Annotated in this window: 17 protein-coding genes; 10 read left to right on the top strand and 7 right to left on the bottom strand. The window is 71.1% G+C overall.

What is annotated here, in order from left to right; translation table 11 throughout:
• The first annotated feature begins 300 nt into the window (after positions 1-300).
• Both OG507_RS12120 and OG507_RS12125 read left to right on the top strand, forming a co-directional pair.
• Positions 301-1,422, top strand: coding sequence for a DUF2330 domain-containing protein (locus OG507_RS12120; protein WP_327367194.1), 1,122 nt, complete (start codon positions 301-303; stop codon positions 1,420-1,422).
• Positions 1,423-1,574: 152 nt separating this feature from the next.
• Positions 1,575-2,054: a GNAT family N-acetyltransferase gene (locus tag OG507_RS12125; RefSeq protein WP_327367195.1), complete on the top strand. Its 480-nt coding sequence runs from the start codon at positions 1,575-1,577 to the stop codon at positions 2,052-2,054.
• A 16-nt stretch (positions 2,055-2,070) separates the two neighbouring features.
• Here the strand turns inward: OG507_RS12125 and OG507_RS12130 are convergent, their stop codons facing one another.
• A complete protein-coding gene (locus OG507_RS12130) occupies positions 2,071-4,122 on the bottom strand; it encodes an MFS transporter (RefSeq protein ID WP_327367196.1) in 2,052 nt (683 codons plus the stop codon).
• A gap of 173 nt (positions 4,123-4,295) precedes the next feature.
• Here OG507_RS12130 and OG507_RS12135 point away from each other — a divergent pair, with 173 nt between their 5' ends.
• Both OG507_RS12135 and OG507_RS12140 read left to right on the top strand, forming a co-directional pair.
• On the top strand, positions 4,296-5,333 hold the full coding sequence (locus OG507_RS12135) for a peptidoglycan-binding domain-containing protein (protein WP_327367197.1): 1,038 nt from the start codon (positions 4,296-4,298) through the stop codon (positions 5,331-5,333).
• A gap of 178 nt (positions 5,334-5,511) precedes the next feature.
• On the top strand, positions 5,512-6,174 hold the full coding sequence (locus OG507_RS12140; protein ID WP_327367198.1) for an HAD-IA family hydrolase: 663 nt from the start codon (positions 5,512-5,514) through the stop codon (positions 6,172-6,174).
• A 59-nt stretch (positions 6,175-6,233) separates the two neighbouring features.
• Here the strand turns inward: OG507_RS12140 and OG507_RS12145 are convergent, their stop codons facing one another.
• A complete protein-coding gene (locus OG507_RS12145) occupies positions 6,234-6,968 on the bottom strand; it encodes an ABC transporter permease (RefSeq protein WP_327367199.1) in 735 nt (244 codons plus the stop codon).
• Positions 6,969-7,256: 288 nt separating this feature from the next.
• Between OG507_RS12145 and OG507_RS12150 the strand changes: the two genes are divergently transcribed.
• The 4 genes from OG507_RS12150 to OG507_RS12165 all read left to right on the top strand — a co-directional run bounded on the left by OG507_RS12150 (position 7,257) and on the right by OG507_RS12165 (position 11,320).
• Positions 7,257-7,901, top strand: coding sequence for an HNH endonuclease family protein (locus OG507_RS12150; protein ID WP_327367200.1), 645 nt, complete (start codon positions 7,257-7,259; stop codon positions 7,899-7,901).
• Between the two features lie 229 nt (positions 7,902-8,130).
• On the top strand, positions 8,131-9,861 hold the full coding sequence (locus OG507_RS12155) for an alkaline phosphatase D family protein (protein WP_327367201.1): 1,731 nt from the start codon (positions 8,131-8,133) through the stop codon (positions 9,859-9,861).
• An 82-nt stretch (positions 9,862-9,943) separates the two neighbouring features.
• Complete coding sequence (locus OG507_RS12160) at positions 9,944-10,399, top strand: DoxX family protein (protein ID WP_327367202.1); 456 nt, start codon at positions 9,944-9,946, stop codon at positions 10,397-10,399.
• Between the two features lie 231 nt (positions 10,400-10,630).
• Positions 10,631-11,320 (top strand): DedA family protein, encoded by a 690-nt coding sequence (locus tag OG507_RS12165; RefSeq protein WP_327367203.1) that lies wholly within the window; start codon positions 10,631-10,633, stop codon positions 11,318-11,320.
• Here the strand turns inward: OG507_RS12165 and OG507_RS12170 are convergent.
• The 4 genes from OG507_RS12170 to OG507_RS12185 all read right to left on the bottom strand — a co-directional run bounded on the left by OG507_RS12170 (position 11,307) and on the right by OG507_RS12185 (position 14,086).
• Positions 11,307-11,531 carry a DUF2277 domain-containing protein gene (locus tag OG507_RS12170; protein ID WP_327367204.1) on the bottom strand — a complete coding sequence of 75 codons (225 nt, stop codon included), beginning with the start codon at positions 11,529-11,531 and terminating at the stop codon, positions 11,307-11,309. The two genes, OG507_RS12165 and OG507_RS12170, sit on opposite strands and share 14 nt — an antisense overlap.
• Before the next feature lie 72 nt (positions 11,532-11,603).
• Positions 11,604-12,938 carry a DUF1254 domain-containing protein gene (locus tag OG507_RS12175; protein ID WP_327367206.1) on the bottom strand — a complete coding sequence of 445 codons (1,335 nt, stop codon included), beginning with the start codon at positions 12,936-12,938 and terminating at the stop codon, positions 11,604-11,606.
• 31 nt (positions 12,939-12,969) lie between these two features.
• Positions 12,970-13,404 carry a DUF7144 family membrane protein gene (locus tag OG507_RS12180; protein WP_327367207.1) on the bottom strand — a complete coding sequence of 145 codons (435 nt, stop codon included), beginning with the start codon at positions 13,402-13,404 and terminating at the stop codon, positions 12,970-12,972.
• Positions 13,405-13,561: 157 nt separating this feature from the next.
• Positions 13,562-14,086 (bottom strand): hypothetical protein, encoded by a 525-nt coding sequence (locus OG507_RS12185; protein WP_327367208.1) that lies wholly within the window; start codon positions 14,084-14,086, stop codon positions 13,562-13,564.
• A gap of 105 nt (positions 14,087-14,191) precedes the next feature.
• Here OG507_RS12185 and OG507_RS12190 point away from each other — a divergent pair, with 105 nt between their 5' ends.
• Entirely contained in the window at positions 14,192-15,193 is a 1,002-nt protein-coding gene (locus OG507_RS12190; RefSeq protein WP_327367209.1) for a helix-turn-helix domain-containing protein, read from the top strand.
• A gap of 93 nt (positions 15,194-15,286) precedes the next feature.
• Positions 15,287-15,361 (top strand): 50S ribosomal protein bL37, encoded by a 75-nt coding sequence (locus tag OG507_RS40370; RefSeq protein WP_099504217.1) that lies wholly within the window; start codon positions 15,287-15,289, stop codon positions 15,359-15,361.
• Positions 15,362-15,400: 39 nt separating this feature from the next.
• Here OG507_RS40370 and OG507_RS12195 read toward each other — a convergent pair whose 3' ends face one another.
• Positions 15,401-15,721 carry a GNAT family N-acetyltransferase gene (locus OG507_RS12195; RefSeq protein WP_327367210.1) on the bottom strand — a complete coding sequence of 107 codons (321 nt, stop codon included), beginning with the start codon at positions 15,719-15,721 and terminating at the stop codon, positions 15,401-15,403.
• Between the last annotated feature and the right edge of the window lie 22 nt (positions 15,722-15,743).

Here is a 15,743-nt window from a genome sequence, read left to right on the forward strand (position 1 = left end):
GGTGCCCGTCCCTCGTCCTGGGCGTGCTGTGAAACCTTCGCATTGCGCTATGAGGTAGACACAATCAACCCCCCATTCGCCTGACTGTCATCATGCTTTTTTCCGAAAGAATGACCGAAGGGCGATCGGACCAGGGCGGAACCGGCCGGAAGCGGGTCGGAACCGCTTCGCTGGTTGCCACGTCCTCTCCCGTGTTCGCCGATCGTGTTCGTCGATCGTGCTCGCCGATCACGGGGAGGAAAACGGGACATGTGGTGCGCAGGGGGGAAGCGGCGTGTGCGGGGTGAGAGGCGCGCGTGGATGGTGCGTGCGCTGTCACTGCTGCTGATGCTGGTGTCGCTGCAGCTGGGATCGCTGATCAGCCCGGCGTACGCCTGTGGCTGCGGGGCGATGGTCCCGAGCAGGGCGACCCAGGTCTCGGTCGACCGGGAGACATCGGTGGTGGGCTGGGACGGCCGTACCGAGCAGATCGTCATGCGGCTCACGGTCCGCGGGGACGCCCCCGAGGCGGCCTGGATCATGCCGGTGCCGCACCGGGCGAGCGTGGAGCTCGGCGATCCGTCGCTCTTCTCCGAGCTGGCCGCCCTCACCGCTCCGGTGCACGCGACCAGGCACTACTTCTGGCCGCACTCCGACGACTGGCCGTTCACCGGCTCGGGCAACGCCGCGGACGGGGCCGGCGGTCCTTCGGCCGGTGCCCCGCAGGTCGAGGTGGTGGGCCGGGAGCGGCTCGGCCCCTTCGACGTGGCGCGGCTGGCCGCGACCGATCCCGAGGCGCTGCAGAAGTGGCTGACGGACAACGGCTTCGAGCTGCCCGACCGGCTGGCGACGGCGTTGAAGCCCTATGTCGAGCAGAAGTGGGAGTACGTCGCCGTCCGCCTCGCGCCCCGGGACGGCAACAAGCCCCTCGGCGGCGACCTCGAACCACTGCGGCTGCGCTTCGCCAGCGACCGGTTGGTCTACCCGATGCGGCTGTCGAAGCTCGCCTCGACACCGCAGCAGCTGGGCCTGTACGTCCTGGCGGCGCACCGGATGGAGCCGCGCGACGCGATCGGCGGCAGTGCTCCGCAGGTGACGTACGCGGGCCGGGTCGACCCGGGGCCGGCAGGGGACGGCACCGGGGCGCTGGCGGCGGTGACGGGCGGGAAGCCGGTGTTCGTCACCGCGATCGAGCAGTCGTTCCCGCGCCCGGAGCTGATCGACGGCGATCACGAACTGCGCGCGGCCGGGGCCGACACCCCGTACAGGACGATGGTGTACACGGACAGGCTGCTGACCGTGGGCGGCGTCCCCGCCTGGGTGCTGTCGCTGCTCGGGGCCGTGCTGGTGGCAGGCGTGGTGGCGCTGCTGGTGGTGCGGGCCCGGCGGCACCGGCCGGTGCCGCCTCCGCCGCCGGTCACGGTTCCGCCGCCGCTGGGGTGAGGGCGGGCGCATGGCGCCTGCCGTAATCCGAACGCTTGCGTGCGGAGTGAAGCGCCGTCCCGGCCGATCCGTTCGCTCCCCCTGCCCCGTCCACCAGTCTCCACCACTTATCCGTTCGCTCCTCCGATCGTGCTCAAGTCAGAATGACCGGCATGGCCTGGACCGTTGCCCCCGAACCCTTCGACTCCCCCGATGCCGCGCTGCTGCGTCGCGACTACTACGAAGAGATCGCCGGCCGCTACTGGGGCCGGCCCGCGACCGCCGAGGAGATCGACGAGGGGCTCACCGATGACGGCGCCGACCGGCTCGCCCCGCCCACCGGGCAGTTCGTCGTCGGCCGGTTCGAGGGGAAGCCTGCGGCCTGCATCGGGCTGCTGGTGGTGGACGCGGAGTCCGCGGAGCTGACCCGGGTGTTCGTACGCCCCGAGCACCGCGGGACGGGCGGCGGCGGGCTGCTCATCGCGGCCGCCGAGAGCGCGGCGCGCGCCTTCGGCGTACGCACGATCAGGCTCGACACCCGCAACGACCTGGTCGAGGCGCGGGGGCTGTACGCCAAGCACGGCTATCGGGAGGTCCCGGCGTTCCACCGGCGGCAGTACGCGGAGCACTGGTTCGCCAAGGAGCTCCAGTAGGTGTCCGCCCAGCGGTTCACGCGGGTCCGGCCGCGTGGTCCCGCTTCGGCTCGGGGCAGTGCGGCCGGTCCCTGCTCGAACCGTTCGCCTCGGCGGTCAGCTCCGAGACGAGTCTGACCAGGTCGGTCGGCCGTTCCGGCCCCCACCAGTCGCCGAGCAGCTCGGCCATCGACTCCTCACGGGCCTCCGCGAGCTTCACCACCGCTTCCCCGCCGGCCTCGGTGAGCACCAGCTGTATGCCTTCGCGCCGGACCAGTCCGCGTTCCTCCAGCTGACGGGCCGCATCGGTGACCACCCGCAGCGACACCGGGGCGGTCTCGGCGAGCATGGCCGGTTCGACCGTGCCGTGCCGTTTTATGCGCAGCAGCATCCAGCTCGCCGCGGGCAGCAGGTCGTACCCCGCCCTCTCGGTGATCTTCTCGTAGACCTCACGGCGCCCCGCACGGGTGGCGAGCACCGAGAGGGCCCGGGCGCACTCGTCGTAGGAGGACCGCTCGACCGGGTTCGACGCCAGGGTCTCGCTGGGCTCCGGGGCGGTCACCGAGCCACGCAGCTTGTCCTCCTTGAGGAACCACGCGAAGACGAAGGCGACCAGGACGACGGGTGCCGCGTACAGGAAGACATCGGTGATCGACGTCGAGTACGCATGGAACACCGAGGGCCGCAGCGCGGGCGGCAACTGGCCGATGGCGCGCGGGTCGGCGGCCAGGCCCTCGGCACTGACCCCGGGGGGCATGGTGCGGCCGTCGAGCGCCGCGGCGAGTTTGTCGGTGAGCCGGTGCGTGAAGATCGTGCCGAAGATGGCGACACCGAACGAGGCGCCGATGGAGCGGAAGAAGGTGGCCCCGGACGTGGCGACGCCGAGATCCTGGTACGTGACGGCGTTCTGCACGACCAGCACCAGGACCTGCATCACCAGGCCGAGCCCGGCGCCGAAGACGAAGAAGTAGATGCTCATCTCCAGGGTGCTGCTGGTCTCCGTGAGCCGGTGCAGGAGCTGAAGCCCCATCGCGGTGACGGCGGTGCCCGCGATCGGGAAGACCTTCCAGCGACCGGTGCGGCTGACGATCTGCCCGGACACGGTCGAGGTGAGGAGCAGACCGATCACCATCGGGAGCATGTGCACACCGGACAGCGTCGGCGTGATGCCGTGCACCACCTGGAGGAAGGTCGGCAGATAGGTCATCGCGCCGAACATCGCGAAGCCGACGACGAAGCTGATGACGGCGACGAGGGTGAAGGTCCTGATCCGGAACAGCTTCAGCGGGATGACGGGCTCCGCGGCGCGGCGCTCCACGTGTACGAAGGCGGTCAGCAGCAGCACGCTCAGGACGGCGAGACCGACGATCTGCGCCGAGTCCCAGGCCCAGGTGGTGCCGCCGAGCGAGGCGACGAGGACCAGACAGGTGGCGACGGAGGCGATGAGGAAGGTGCCAAGGTAGTCGATGGTGTGCTGCGTACGCCGGACCGGGATCTGCAACACGGCGGCGATCACCAGGAGTGCGACGACGCCGATCGGCAGGTTGATGTAGAAGACCCAGCGCCAGCTGAGGTGCTCGGTGAAGAAGCCGCCGAGCAGCGGTCCGAGGACGCTCGTCGTACCGAAGACCGCACCGAACAGGCCCTGGTACTTGCCTCGTTCGCGCGGCGCGACGATATCGCCGACGATCGCCATCGAGAGCACGATGAGGCCGCCGCCGCCGAGGCCCTGAAGCGCGCGGAAGCCGATGAGCTGCGGCATGTTCTGGGCGATGCCGCAAAGCGCCGAGCCGATGAGGAAGACGACGATGGCGGTCTGGAAGAGCTTCTTGCGCCCGTACTGGTCGCCGAGTTTGCCCCAGAGCGGGGTCGCGGCGGTCGCCGCGAGCAGATAGGCCGTGACCACCCAGGAGAGATGTTCCAGACCGCCGAGTTCGCTGACGATGGTGGGCAGCGCGGTGGAGACGATGGTCTGGTCGAGGGCGGCCAGAAGCATGCCGAGAAGCAGCGCACCGATGGCCACCATGACCGACCGCGTGGAGCGGTCCGCACCGGGGGCCGGGGCCGGGGGGCTCAGATGCTGGGCCATAGAACATCTCCTCGGGTCCGCTACATCCCCATCCTGGCCGTTCCACACGGTTATGGCCTGCCGAGCGGGAACGGCCGGTCCGGCATTGGGCATCCCGGCGGCGGGCTGCATAATCGCAGGCAGTTCAAGGGGAGGGGCCCATAATGACCGGACATGTATGCCCGGATTGCGGTATGGACAGCAGACCGGACGAGAGACCCGGGGACCGCGCAGGCTGCGCGTGCGGGGAGCGCGCGGCACGCAGAGCGGAGGTCGCGGCGGCGGAGGACTTCGATCCGCTACGGATCCGGCCGTACGTGACACTGGGGGACGACGAGCAGCCGCAGGAACAGCAGGACCAGCAGGAATCGCACCACCATCATCCCGCGGAGGACGCGGCCACGACGATGCCGCTCTTTCTCGACCCGGCGCCGGGGGGTCCGGCGGCAGGGGGGCCATCGGCGGCAGACCCGGTCACAGAGCCACTCACGGAGCCACTCGCGGGCCCGCTGCCGGACGCCGTCGCCCCGGCCGAGGCGCCACCGGCCGGCACGACAGCACTGAACTCGGTCTTCGTACCGAATCCCGTACCCGCACCCGTCGATCCCGCCGACGATCCCGTTCAGCCACGCCGCCGACGCCCCTTCGGGGCGCTGGCCGTGGGGGCGGCCGTGGCCGCGGTGGTGGGCACGGCGGCGTTCGCGGGCGGGCTGTTCGACGGAAGCGGCAACGGGGAAGCCGACCGGGAACAGGCCCTGCCGAGCACGGTGGTGAGCGCCCCCGAGGCGAGCGTTCCGGCGCAGGAGTCCGCATCCGCATCGGCCTCCGCATCGCCCTCGCCCTCCGGACCGGCCTCCGCGTCACCGTCCGCGACCGCCTCCGCGTCCCGCTCGGCGAGCGCCTCGGCGTCACCCTCACCGTCCGCCACCACCTCGCCCCCCGCGTCCACGCCGCAGACGAGCGCTCCGCAGTCGACAGCACCGCCCACCTCACCGGCCGGTCCCACGCTGCGCCGCGGTGACCGGGGGCCCGCGGTGGCCGAGCTGCAACGGCGACTGTCGGAGATCTGGCTGTTCCACGGCAGGGACGACGGCGACTTCACGAGCCAGGTCGAGCGCGCCGTACGCGTCTACCAGTCCTACAAGTCCATCGAGGGCGACCCGTCCGGGGTGTACGGACCCCATACGCGCCGCGCCCTGGAGGCGGAGACGACGGGCCGGGGACGCTCCTGACCGCCCAGCCCGAGAGGCCCGTCGGGGAGCCCGTCCGGGGCAGGATTGGCTTTCTCGGGCAGGTTTTTGTATCGTGATGGAACAAAGTAGCCTCCGCCCGCCACCCCCTGACCGGCGGGCGGGGCTGCTTGTTCTCTTTCCCGCGTCTTCTCCTCCCCCCGCGCCCTGGAGCCCGCCCATGCCGGCCACCGTCCTCACAGCCCGCGCCCTCCTTCTGGACATGGACGGCACCCTCGTGAACTCCGACGCCGTCGTGGAGCGCTGCTGGCGGCGGTGGGCACTGCGGGAGGGCCTGGACCCGGAGGCCGCCCTCAAGGTGGTCCACGGGCGGCAGGGGTACGCCACCATGGCGGTGCTCCTCCCGGACCGTCCGATGGAGCAGAACTACGCGGACAACCGGGTCATGCTCGCCGAGGAGACCGCCGACACCGACGGCGTCGTCCCGATCGCCGGTGCGCCCGCCTTCATGGACGCGATCGCCGGGCTCCCGCACGCCCTGGTCACCTCGGCCGACGAGGCGCTGGCCCGGACCCGGATGACCGCGTCCGGCCTGCGGATGCCGGACGTCCGCGTCACCGCCGAGAGCGTCGGCGCCAGCAAGCCGGACCCCGAGGGCTTCCTCAAGGGCGCGGCCGAACTGGGCTTCGCCCCGGCGGACTGCGTCGTCTTCGAGGACTCGGAGGCGGGCATCGCGGCCGGCCGGGCGGCGGGCATGCGCGTCGTGGGCGTCGGCCCGCGTGCCGCGGCGCTCTCGCCCGACGCGCATGTCGAGGACCTGACTCAGCTCCGGGTGGAAGCGGCGGCCGACGGTTCGATCCGGCTGCACATCAGCGCGCGATAGCTGTCCACACACCAGCGCACGGCAGCCGCACACCGGCGCGCGACGACCGCCCGGCGGGCTCAGTCCCTGTGCAGCCGTCCGCGTGCCACCAGTTCGAGCACGGTCGTGACGGCCACCGCCTGCACGGCCATGAGCGCCACCAGCACGAACAGCTGCACGGCCCCCGCCTGGACGGGTGAGGCGCCGCCCAGCAGCATGCCCACAAAGGCGCCCGGCAAGGTGACGAGCCCCACCGTCCGCGTCTGATCGAGCCCCGGCAGCAGTGCGTCCGCCGCCGCGGGCCGGGCGATCTCCAGCCTCGCGTCACGGTCGAGCAGCCCGAGCGCCATGCCCGCCTCCACCTCGCCGCGCCGGGTCGTCAGCTCGTCCAGCGCCCGCCGCCCGCCCAGCACGGTCGCGGTCAGCGCACCCCCGATGAGGATGCCGGTCACCGGGATCAGCGCGATGCCCCGGACCGGGACGAGCCCGGTGAGCAGCAACAGGGCGACCACCGGCGCGACCCCCGCCCCGATCGGCAGAGCCGCCCACCACCAGGTGCGATTGCCGGTGACCCGGCGGCCCGCGGTCCGTACCGCCACGGCGTACATCAGCGCCACGAACGCGAGCAGGGGCGGCAGCGATCGGACCACCCAGCCGATGAGCAGGGAAACCGCGGCGAGTTGGACCGCGGCCCGCAGCCCGGCCAGGAGGATCTCGCGCGACCGGCCGAGCGAGGCCAGGGCGGCGACGGCGGCCGCCGCCACGAGCAGCAGGGCGAGGACGACACCGAGCGTGATGTTGACCGGTAGCAGCACGCCGTAACCCTATGACCGACCCGGCTCGGACCGGCAGCGTGAATCCGCCTGCCGTGCAGCCGAATTGCCGGTGCATCAGCACCTGCGCCCACGCGGACGGAGACGTACGCCCACCCAGATGGGGACGTACGCCCCGTGCTCCGGCGCTGTTCGTCAGAACCCTTGATGTGACGTGCCCATGTCGCCACCCTGTTACCTGGCGCCCACCCCACGGAAACCTGGCGCCGCCACGATGGCCGGGCCCCAAGGGTCACCCGTCCAAGGTCCCCCCACTTCAAGGGAGTTCGCATGTCAGGTGTCTACGCGCGTCGCATCGCTGTCGTCGCCGCATCCGCCGCCCTCGCCGCAACCACCGGACTGCTCACCGCCCCCACCGCCCAGGCGGCCATGCCCACCCCGGTCGCGGCATCGACCGCCCGTACGTATCTGAGCCAGCTGACGGTCTCCGCGGAGGGCTCGTCGACCGGCTACAGCCGCGACAAGTTCCCGCACTGGATCACCCAGTCGGGCGCCTGCAACACCCGCGAGGTCGTCCTCAAGCGGGACGGCACGAACGTGACGCAGGACTCCAGCTGTGCGGCCGTCAGCGGCAGTTGGTACTCGGAGTACGACGGCGCCACCTGGACCGCCGCATCCGATCTGGACATCGACCACATGGTCCCGCTCGCCGAGGCCTGGCGCTCGGGCGCCAGCAGCTGGACGACCGCCCAACGACAGTCGTTCGCCAACGACCTGACGCGTCCTCAGCTCATCGCGGTCACGGACAACGTCAACCAGTCCAAGGGCGACCAGGACCCGGCCACCTGGCTGCCCTCGCGCACCGCGTACCGGTGCACGTACACGCGCGCCTGGGTGCATGTGAAGCACTACTACAACCTGAGCGTCGACTCGGCCGAGAAGAGCGCCCTGCAGTCGGTCCTGAACGGCTGCTGACCGGCCGCCGTCCGGCTGCCGAAGGACAACCGAGCGACTGCTGAGCGACCGCCCGGGACAACGGCGAAGGCGGACCGCGGGCCGGGGACCGCAACGCCCGGCCCGCATCCAGGGGCCGGACCCGCCCGGCGGAACCGCCCCGCCCTCCCCCGTCGTTCCGTACCGTACGGGGCCGTGCACGCCGCACGGCTCCGTACCCGTACACCGGGACGATGCGAGGAGGCACACCATGGCCGGGCTCCGGCTGGGACCACTGCTGCGGTACGTCGACTGGGAGACCGCCTCGACCGCGACCGTCTGGATCGAGGCGGACCGGCCGTGCACGGCCGAAGTCCGTTGCGCGGACGGCGCGTCGGGCTCCTCCCCTACGTTCGCGGTCGCCGGCCACCACTACGCGCTGATCGTGGTGACGGGCCTGACGCCGGGCTCGACGACGGCGTACGAGGTGCTGCTCGGCGACCGACGGGTGTGGCCGCCCGAGGACTCCCGCTTCCCTCCGAGCACGATCACCACCCCGCCCCTGGCCAAGGAGCCGGACCAGCGGACCGTCCGGGCCGCCTTCGGCTCCTGCCGGTGGGCGGCTCCCCCGGCCCCCGGACACCACTCGCACGGACCGGACCCGGCAGGACCGGACGCCCTCGACACCCTGGCCGCCCATCTCGCCGACGACCCCGGCGCGGAACGCCCCGACGTACTGCTGCTCCTCGGCGACCAGGTCTACGCGGACGAGACCTCGCAGGCGACCCGCCTCCGCCTGGCCGCACGCCGCGATCTGAGCGAGCCGCCCGGCCCCCAGGTGGCGGACTACGAGGACTACACCTGTCTCTACGACGAGTCGTGGCGCGACCCCGAGGTGCGCTGGCTGCTCTCCACCGTCCCCAGCTGCATGATCTTCGACGACCACGACGTCATGGACGACTGGAACACCAGTGAGGCCTGGCTCGCCGCCGTCCGCGCCACCCCCTGGTGGCACGAGCGGATCGTCAGCGGACTGATGTCGTACTGGGTCTATCAGCACCTCGGCAACCTCTCCCCCGCCGAGCTGGCCGCGGACCCGCTCTACGCCGCGGTCCGCGCCGTCCCGGACGGCACCGAGGCGCTGCGCCGGTTCGCCGCCGAGTCGGACGCCGAGCCGACCCGTACGCGCTGGAGCTACCGGCGTGTTTTCGGCCGAGTCCGGCTGCTGATGGTGGACACCCGCGCGGCTCGCGAGCTCGACGAGCAGCGACGGTCGATGCTCGACGCCGACGAGGCGCGCTGGGTGCGCGAGGAGGCCCTCGCCGACCCCGGTTCGTACGACCACCTCCTGATCGGCACCTCGCTGCCATGGCTCCTGCCGCCGCTCATACACGACGCGGAGCAGTGGAACGCCGCGTTGTGCCGTGGCGAGCGCGGCGGACCCAAAGGGCGCTGGGCGCGGTTCGGCGAGAAGCTGCGTCAACGCTCCGACCTGGAACATTGGGCGGCCTTCCCCGACTCCTTCCGGAAGCTGACCGAGCTGATCCGGCAGGCGGGCCGGGGTCCGGACGCCCCGGCGACGGTATGCGTGCTGTCGGGCGATGTGCACCATGCGTACATCGCGGAGCCCGTATGGCCCACCGGGGTGCCGGGCGGCGCCCCGGAGGCACGCGTCCTCCAGCTGACCTGCTCGCCCGTGCACAACTCGATACCCGGCGCGCTCCGGGCCGGCTTCCGCTTCGGCTGGAGCCGGGCGGGGCGGCGGCTGGGCCGGCTGCTCGCACGGCACGGGCGCACGGGTACCCCTCCGGTCCACTGGCACAGGACCGGCGGACCGTGGTTCGGCAATCAGCTCATGACGCTCACTCTGCATGGCCGGAAAGCTGCGCTGACATTGGTTCAGGCCACGGCGACGAAGAAGGGTGCGCAGCTGAAGACGGTGCTTGACCGACCCCTGACCGACAACCACGGGACGGCTTTCGGCCAGTCGACTAAATGTTGAACTTGCAAGCATTGGTGAGGTTTCCCTAATCTGGGCCGCTCAATCGGTTCACGTCCCCACCAGACCGAAGGAGCCTCCCCCCATGCACACACGTCTGAACCAGGTTCAGCCCTATGCCCTCGGGCTGTTCCGGATCGTCGTAGGCCTGCTCTTCGCCTGTCACGGCGCCTCCTCCCTCTTCGGCGTCCTCGGTGGCGCGATGGGCGGCGGATCCATACCCGCCGGCACCTGGCCCGGCTGGTACGCGGCGGTCATCCAGCTCGTCGGCGGCAGCCTGGTGGTGCTCGGCCTGGGCACCCGTTTCGCCACCCTGATCTCCTCCGGCTCCATGGCGTACGCGTACTTCAAGGTCCACCAGCCCGAGGCGCTCTTCCCGCTGCAGAACGGCGGCGAGCCCTCGGCCGTCTTCTGCTGGGTGTTCCTCCTGCTGGTCTTCACCGGCCCCGGCGCGCTGGCGCTGGACCGGCTGTTCAGCCGGGGCGGCGAGGAGAGCGCCGAGGACCGCACGCGCGAGCAGGCACCGGCCGTATCGGTCTGACAGCCGCGGCAGCCCGACAGGCGTGCGGGCAGGGCCCTTCCGCTCAAGGGCTGTTCGTCACGTACACCCGGAACCCTGGCTTCCCGTTTCCGGGTGTACGTGAGCTTCCCAACATCGCTCGTAATTTATCGATCACCGGATGAACGCAAGGCGTACGCTGTACAGCTGGCCCTGCCGCTCCTGCCGCTCCCCTGCGACGTCGCGGCGTTGTTCCGGATCGGGGAGTAGTAGGTGCTTGAGAGTGTGGGTGCACTGACCGGCAGCCCATGGATCTACGCCGTGGTCGCCCTCTCGGTGCTCCTGGACGTCTTTCTGCCCGTGCTGCCCAGCGGAGTGCTGGTGATCGCCGCCGCCACGGCTGCCGCCGCCGGTTCGACCACCGTCGCGGGCGCGGCCTCCGCGACGCGGGCCGCCGAGCAGGTGCCCGAGGTCCCCTCCCTCCTGGCTCTGATCCTGTGCGCGGCCAGCGCCTCCGTGCTCGGCGACCTCGTCGCCTACCGGCTGGCCTGGCGCGGCGGCGAGCGCCTGGACCGGGCCATCGCCCGCTCCCGCCGCCTCACCTCCGCGCAGGAACACCTCGGCGCCGCACTGGCCCGGGGCGGCGGCATCCTCGTCGTCATCGCCCGCTTCGCCCCGGCCGGCCGCTCGGTCGTCTCCCTGGGCGCGGGCGCCGCGCACCGCAGGGCGAAGGAATTCCTGCCCTGGTCGGCCCTGGCGGGCGTGGCCTGGGCCGGTTACAGCGTGAGCCTCGGCTACTTCGGCGCCCAGTGGCTCGGCGCGAGCTGGGTGGGCACGGCCGTCTCGGTCCTCGCCCTGTTCGTGGCGGGCGCGCTGGCCGCGTACGTGATGCGCCGCCCGGTGGCGGAGGCGGCGACCGCCGCCCAGCTGACGGCGCCCGCGACGGCCACTACGACGCCCTGACGGCGCCCCGTATCTCCAGACCGTCGAGCAGCCTGGCGGTCGCCTCGGCGATCTCGTCGACGGCCCGGTCGAACACCTCCTGGTTGTGCGCGGCCGGAGCCCGGAAGCCGGACACCTTGCGTACGAACTGCAGGGCGGCGGCCCGGATCTCCTCCTCGGTGGCTTCCTCGGGGAGGGCGGGCGGGCGAAGGGTCTTGATACTGCGGCACATGTCTCCAGTGTGACCCGGACCACTGACAACGGCCGGACGTCTCCCCCGCTTCCTCTCCCTATTTCTCACCGCTCACTGCTCACCGCTGCGTTCGACGGCGGGAATCTCGTACGTACCGTCGAGGATCCCGGCCCCTGGCACATGGAGCCCGAGCACCAGCCGGAAGTCCCCGTCGGGCGCGGGCAGCCAGTTCGCCGCCGCGGCCGGGTCGTCCGGCCGCTCCCTGCGGATGTGCACCGTCGGCGACCCGCCCTCGCCGTATACGACACCCGGGGCGAGGCCACTGGCCGGGTGCGTGGTCACGGACCAGAACGCCTCGACCGGCGGCTGCCGCTGCTCCTGCTGCTCGAAGCTCAGCACATAGGAGTGGGCGCCGTTCAGCTGCTCCCCGTCGGCGTCGCGGGCGGTGTGGGCGTACACCGCCTCGTACCCGTGACTCCCCCACAACGCGTTCCGCGCCGCCACCGCCCTGGCCGGATAGGCGGCCTCCCGGTCCGCGATCCGCCACTGCGGGGAGTCGACGGTACCGACCCCGTGCCGGTCGAGGTTGTAGTCGAAGAGATGCGGATCCATCTCCCAGCCCCCGCCCGCCGCCGCGGGCCGGCTCGCCTCCTCCACCCGCGCCCTGCCCCGGGCGAGGCCCTCGGTCAGTGCCCGTAGGAGAGCGGGGTCTGCGGACACGTACGGCGACGGCCCCTCCTCCAGCAGACCCAGCGGCTGGAACCGGTCCTGATACGCCTGGTCGGCCGCGGAAGGCGGAAAGTCGGCCATCCACACCCTGAGCTGCTCGTAGAACCGCAGCGACTCCGGCACGTCGGGGTCGGGCGCGGGCAGGCCCGTGCGGTGGGTGCCCGGTTCGAGATGGGTGAGGGCGAGCTGTTCCTGAAGCGCGCGGACCCGCCCCATGTCCTCCGGACCGTTGCAGGCGTTGCGGCCGATGACGGAGACGACGGAGGTCGGTGCGTCGATCACCCCGCGCGGACCGTCGGGCACGCTGCCCGACCAGCCGGGCGGCACGACGAGCCAGTCCCCCGCCCCGGTGCCGGTGGCGCGGCTGCCGACGTACGCGAAGTTGTTGGTCCAGGCGTCCACGAACTGCAGCACGTAGTACGCGCCGTCCGTGCCGGGGGCATGGAGGAGGACCGGCCCGCCGGAGAGATCGAGGTGGGCGATGGAGAGCACCGTGTCGCTGTCACCGGGCACGAAGTGCGTGTCGGCGGGGGCGGGTCGACCGGCGTGCGCGAAGTGGTTGAAGGGGGCGGGCGGCAGCGGGCCGGAGCCCGTCTGCATGAAGTCCTCGACCGTCGACAGGTCGTGGACCAGCGGATACCCGTAGACGTACGCCTCGGCGGCAAGGGCGACGAGTTCTTCCGCGCTCTCCTTCGGCACCTCTGACACCTCTGACACGGCGGTCCTCTCGCTGGCTCGGACAGCTGACTCAGATGACGGCCTTCGAGGTCTCCGTGCACAGGGCCCAGATCACGAACGCGTCGATGGCGATGGAGATGATCGCCCAGACCGGCTGGTACGGCAGCCAGACGAAGTTGACGACCATGTTGACGGCGGCGATCACCACGCCAAGCGCACGGGCCCAGGTGGCGCCCTTGAGGATGCCCCAGCCGACGATCCCGAGCACGATGCCGAGGACCAGGTGGATCCAGCCCCATGCGCTCACGTCGAACTTGAACGTGTAGTTCCTGACCCGCCGGTAGACCTCGTCGGTGGCGATGCCGGTGATGCCCTTGATCACTCCGAGGACACCGTCGACGAGAAGCAGCACACCGGCGAACGTGATCCCGCCGGCCGCCCAGGGGTTGATGCCCCCTGGTTCGGTGGAAGGAGCCGGGTCGGGCGTGGGCGCTGACTGTGCCATGGGGACTCCTTGGCCGGAGCGGGACTGCAAGACAGAACCGACCCTGCGCGGCGCCCTCCCGAGCGACCACCCGGACGCACCCGTACGGGTGACGCGGCGGAAACACACCTCACGGCACATGCGATCCACATCGAGTACTGCGACCGGTGGCCCGAGGTCAGGAAGCCGGGAACCGCGACACCTTCGCGACCTTGCACGTGAGCTTGCCCGTGAACTTCCCCAGCCCCTGGGCCTTCCCCACGGACTTCTGCCCGGCGTCCAGACTGGACGACGACATCAGCCCCTCGCCGTGGCGCGTACCGCGCCCGTCCACGAACTCGATGTTCACGATGTAGGAGGACCGCTCCCCGGAGTGGTTCACGATCTCCACGCCCGCCGAGGGCCACTGCGTCACCGAGTCGAGCTCACAGCTGGTGATCCGCACATCGTCCTCGGCCTTCGTACCCTCCACGACAGGCGACTCGGTGGGCTCCTCGGACACACCACCGCCCTCCGTGGCCCCGGCCGGCGGCCTCTTCGACGGCTTCGACGTCTTCGAATCGCCCGCCGCCGAGTTGTTGCCGGCCGAGACGGCGATCAGCACACCCAGGGCCAGCAGGACGGCCACCCCGCCCACCACGGACAGCGTGACGATCAATCCGGTACGGGACTGCTTCGGGGTCGGCGGATAGCCGTAGGACATGGATTCCCCCCATGGGACGGTGCAACTGCCGCGGATGACGAGAAGGACACGTTACGACGTGCCAGGACTTGAGTCTCCCGTAGGGGGAGGCATGAGAGTGGGGGCATGGACGGCGACGCGCTCCACTCGATCGGTGATCTGGCCCGGCAGACCGGGCTGACGGTCAAGACCATCCGGTTCTACTCCGACCGCGGGATCGTGCCACCGACCCACCGCAGCCCGGCCGGCCACCGCCTTTACGACATCGACGCCGTCGCACGCCTGGACCTGGTGCGTACGCTGCGCGACCTGGGACTGGACCTTCCCACGATCCGGAAGGTCGTGGACCGGGAGCTCTCGCTCCCCGAGGTCGCCGCAGCGCACGCCGAGTCCCTGGCGGTGCAGATCCGCACACTGCGCCTGCGGCGCGCGGTGCTGACGACGGTGGCCAGGCGCGGGTCCACACCTGAGGAGATGGATCTGATGCACAAGCTGGCCAAGCTCTCGGAGGACGAACGCCGACGCCTGATCGACGACTTCCTCGACACGGCGTTCGGCGCCCCCGACACCGCCCCCGGGTCCACCGGGTCGTCCGACTTCACCGGCATCATGCGCTCGATGACCCCGGAGCTCCCCGACTCCCCCGACACCGAACAGGTGGAGGCCTGGGTGGAGTTGGCCGAGCTCTCCCAGGACCCGGATTTCCGCGCCACCATACGCAGCATGGCCGAGCACCACGCGGCCGACCGCGCCGAAAGCACGACGACCGCGCTGCGCCGCGACCCCGCAGCAACGGTCCTCGCCCACGCCACCCCGGCACTGACAGCCGGCATCACCCCGGCCTCACACCGGGCGGACCCGATCGTCGACACGGTCATGACCAGCTACGCACACGACATCGGCCGCCCCGACACCACCGCTCTGCGCCACCGACTGCTGACCCTGCTGGAAGCGGCGAACGACCCGCGCAGGCAGCGGTACTTGCAGCTGCTCGCAGTCATCAACGCCTGGCCGCCCCCGGACGACCCTGCACCGGCCTTCACCTGGTTCACCGAGGCCCTGCGCGTCCGGCTACCGGCACAAGGGCCCCACAACGCCGGGGCGCACCGACCATGCCCTGAGGAATGAACGCGGCACCCGCCGCGCCTCTGATGCGGCAGCACCGGCCCGAACCTAAACTTACGGCGGTCCGAAATATTCCGAATGAGGGAGATATCCAGCATGGCCAAGCGAGGCAACAAGCGACGCGGCCGCAAGAAGAAGAAGGCCAACCACGGCAAGCGCCCCAACGCCTGAGCGGGACGCCCCGGACCTGCCGCCGGACCACCCAGTGGTTCAGCGGTGCACTCGCGCCGGTCCACGCCGCCACCTGAGTGCACCGGGCGCCTTCGCACCCGGTGCACTTCCCACTCGATGAAGCAGTCGACGCGAGCGGACATTGGCCTCTTGAGTGACCGCAATGACCAACAAATTGTCCGACAGGACATTCTCCAAGGCCCAGTCGACGAAGGCAGCCACGGCTTCACGGGCGTATCCCAGGCCCCGGGCAGGGCAAGGCTGCGACGTCTCGTCGACGGCCTGAACAACGCGGTACGAGGCACAAGGCCGCTCTGATCTCCCGCCCGTGCCTGGTGTGGCTGGCGTCAGGCTGGACAACTGCCTGTCGAGGCCGGGCGAC

The organism is Streptomyces sp. NBC_01217, from assembly GCF_035994185.1.
Taxonomy (GTDB): domain Bacteria; phylum Actinomycetota; class Actinomycetes; order Streptomycetales; family Streptomycetaceae; genus Streptomyces.

What these genes read in the sequence shown, in the direction of transcription:
- OG507_RS12140 (WP_327367198.1), top strand. Translation starts at nt 5,512, where the DNA reads ATGCCGGCCACCGTCCTCACAGCCCGCGCCCTCCTTCTGGACATGGAC.
- OG507_RS12190 (WP_327367209.1), top strand. Translation starts at nt 14,192, where the DNA reads ATGGACGGCGACGCGCTCCACTCGATCGGTGATCTGGCCCGGCAGACC.
- OG507_RS12120 (WP_327367194.1), top strand. Translation starts at nt 301, where the DNA reads ATGGTGCGTGCGCTGTCACTGCTGCTGATGCTGGTGTCGCTGCAGCTG.
- OG507_RS12135 (WP_327367197.1), top strand. Translation starts at nt 4,296, where the DNA reads ATGGACAGCAGACCGGACGAGAGACCCGGGGACCGCGCAGGCTGCGCG.
- OG507_RS12185 (WP_327367208.1), bottom strand. Translation starts at nt 14,086, where the DNA reads ATGTCCTACGGCTATCCGCCGACCCCGAAGCAGTCCCGTACCGGATTG.
- OG507_RS12170 (WP_327367204.1), bottom strand. Translation starts at nt 11,531, where the DNA reads ATGTGCCGCAGTATCAAGACCCTTCGCCCGCCCGCCCTCCCCGAGGAA.
- OG507_RS12150 (WP_327367200.1), top strand. Translation starts at nt 7,257, where the DNA reads ATGTCAGGTGTCTACGCGCGTCGCATCGCTGTCGTCGCCGCATCCGCC.
- OG507_RS12160 (WP_327367202.1), top strand. Translation starts at nt 9,944, where the DNA reads ATGCACACACGTCTGAACCAGGTTCAGCCCTATGCCCTCGGGCTGTTC.
- OG507_RS12125 (WP_327367195.1), top strand. Translation starts at nt 1,575, where the DNA reads ATGGCCTGGACCGTTGCCCCCGAACCCTTCGACTCCCCCGATGCCGCG.
- OG507_RS12130 (WP_327367196.1), bottom strand. Translation starts at nt 4,122, where the DNA reads ATGGCCCAGCATCTGAGCCCCCCGGCCCCGGCCCCCGGTGCGGACCGC.
- OG507_RS12180 (WP_327367207.1), bottom strand. Translation starts at nt 13,404, where the DNA reads ATGGCACAGTCAGCGCCCACGCCCGACCCGGCTCCTTCCACCGAACCA.
- OG507_RS12155 (WP_327367201.1), top strand. Translation starts at nt 8,131, where the DNA reads ATGGCCGGGCTCCGGCTGGGACCACTGCTGCGGTACGTCGACTGGGAG.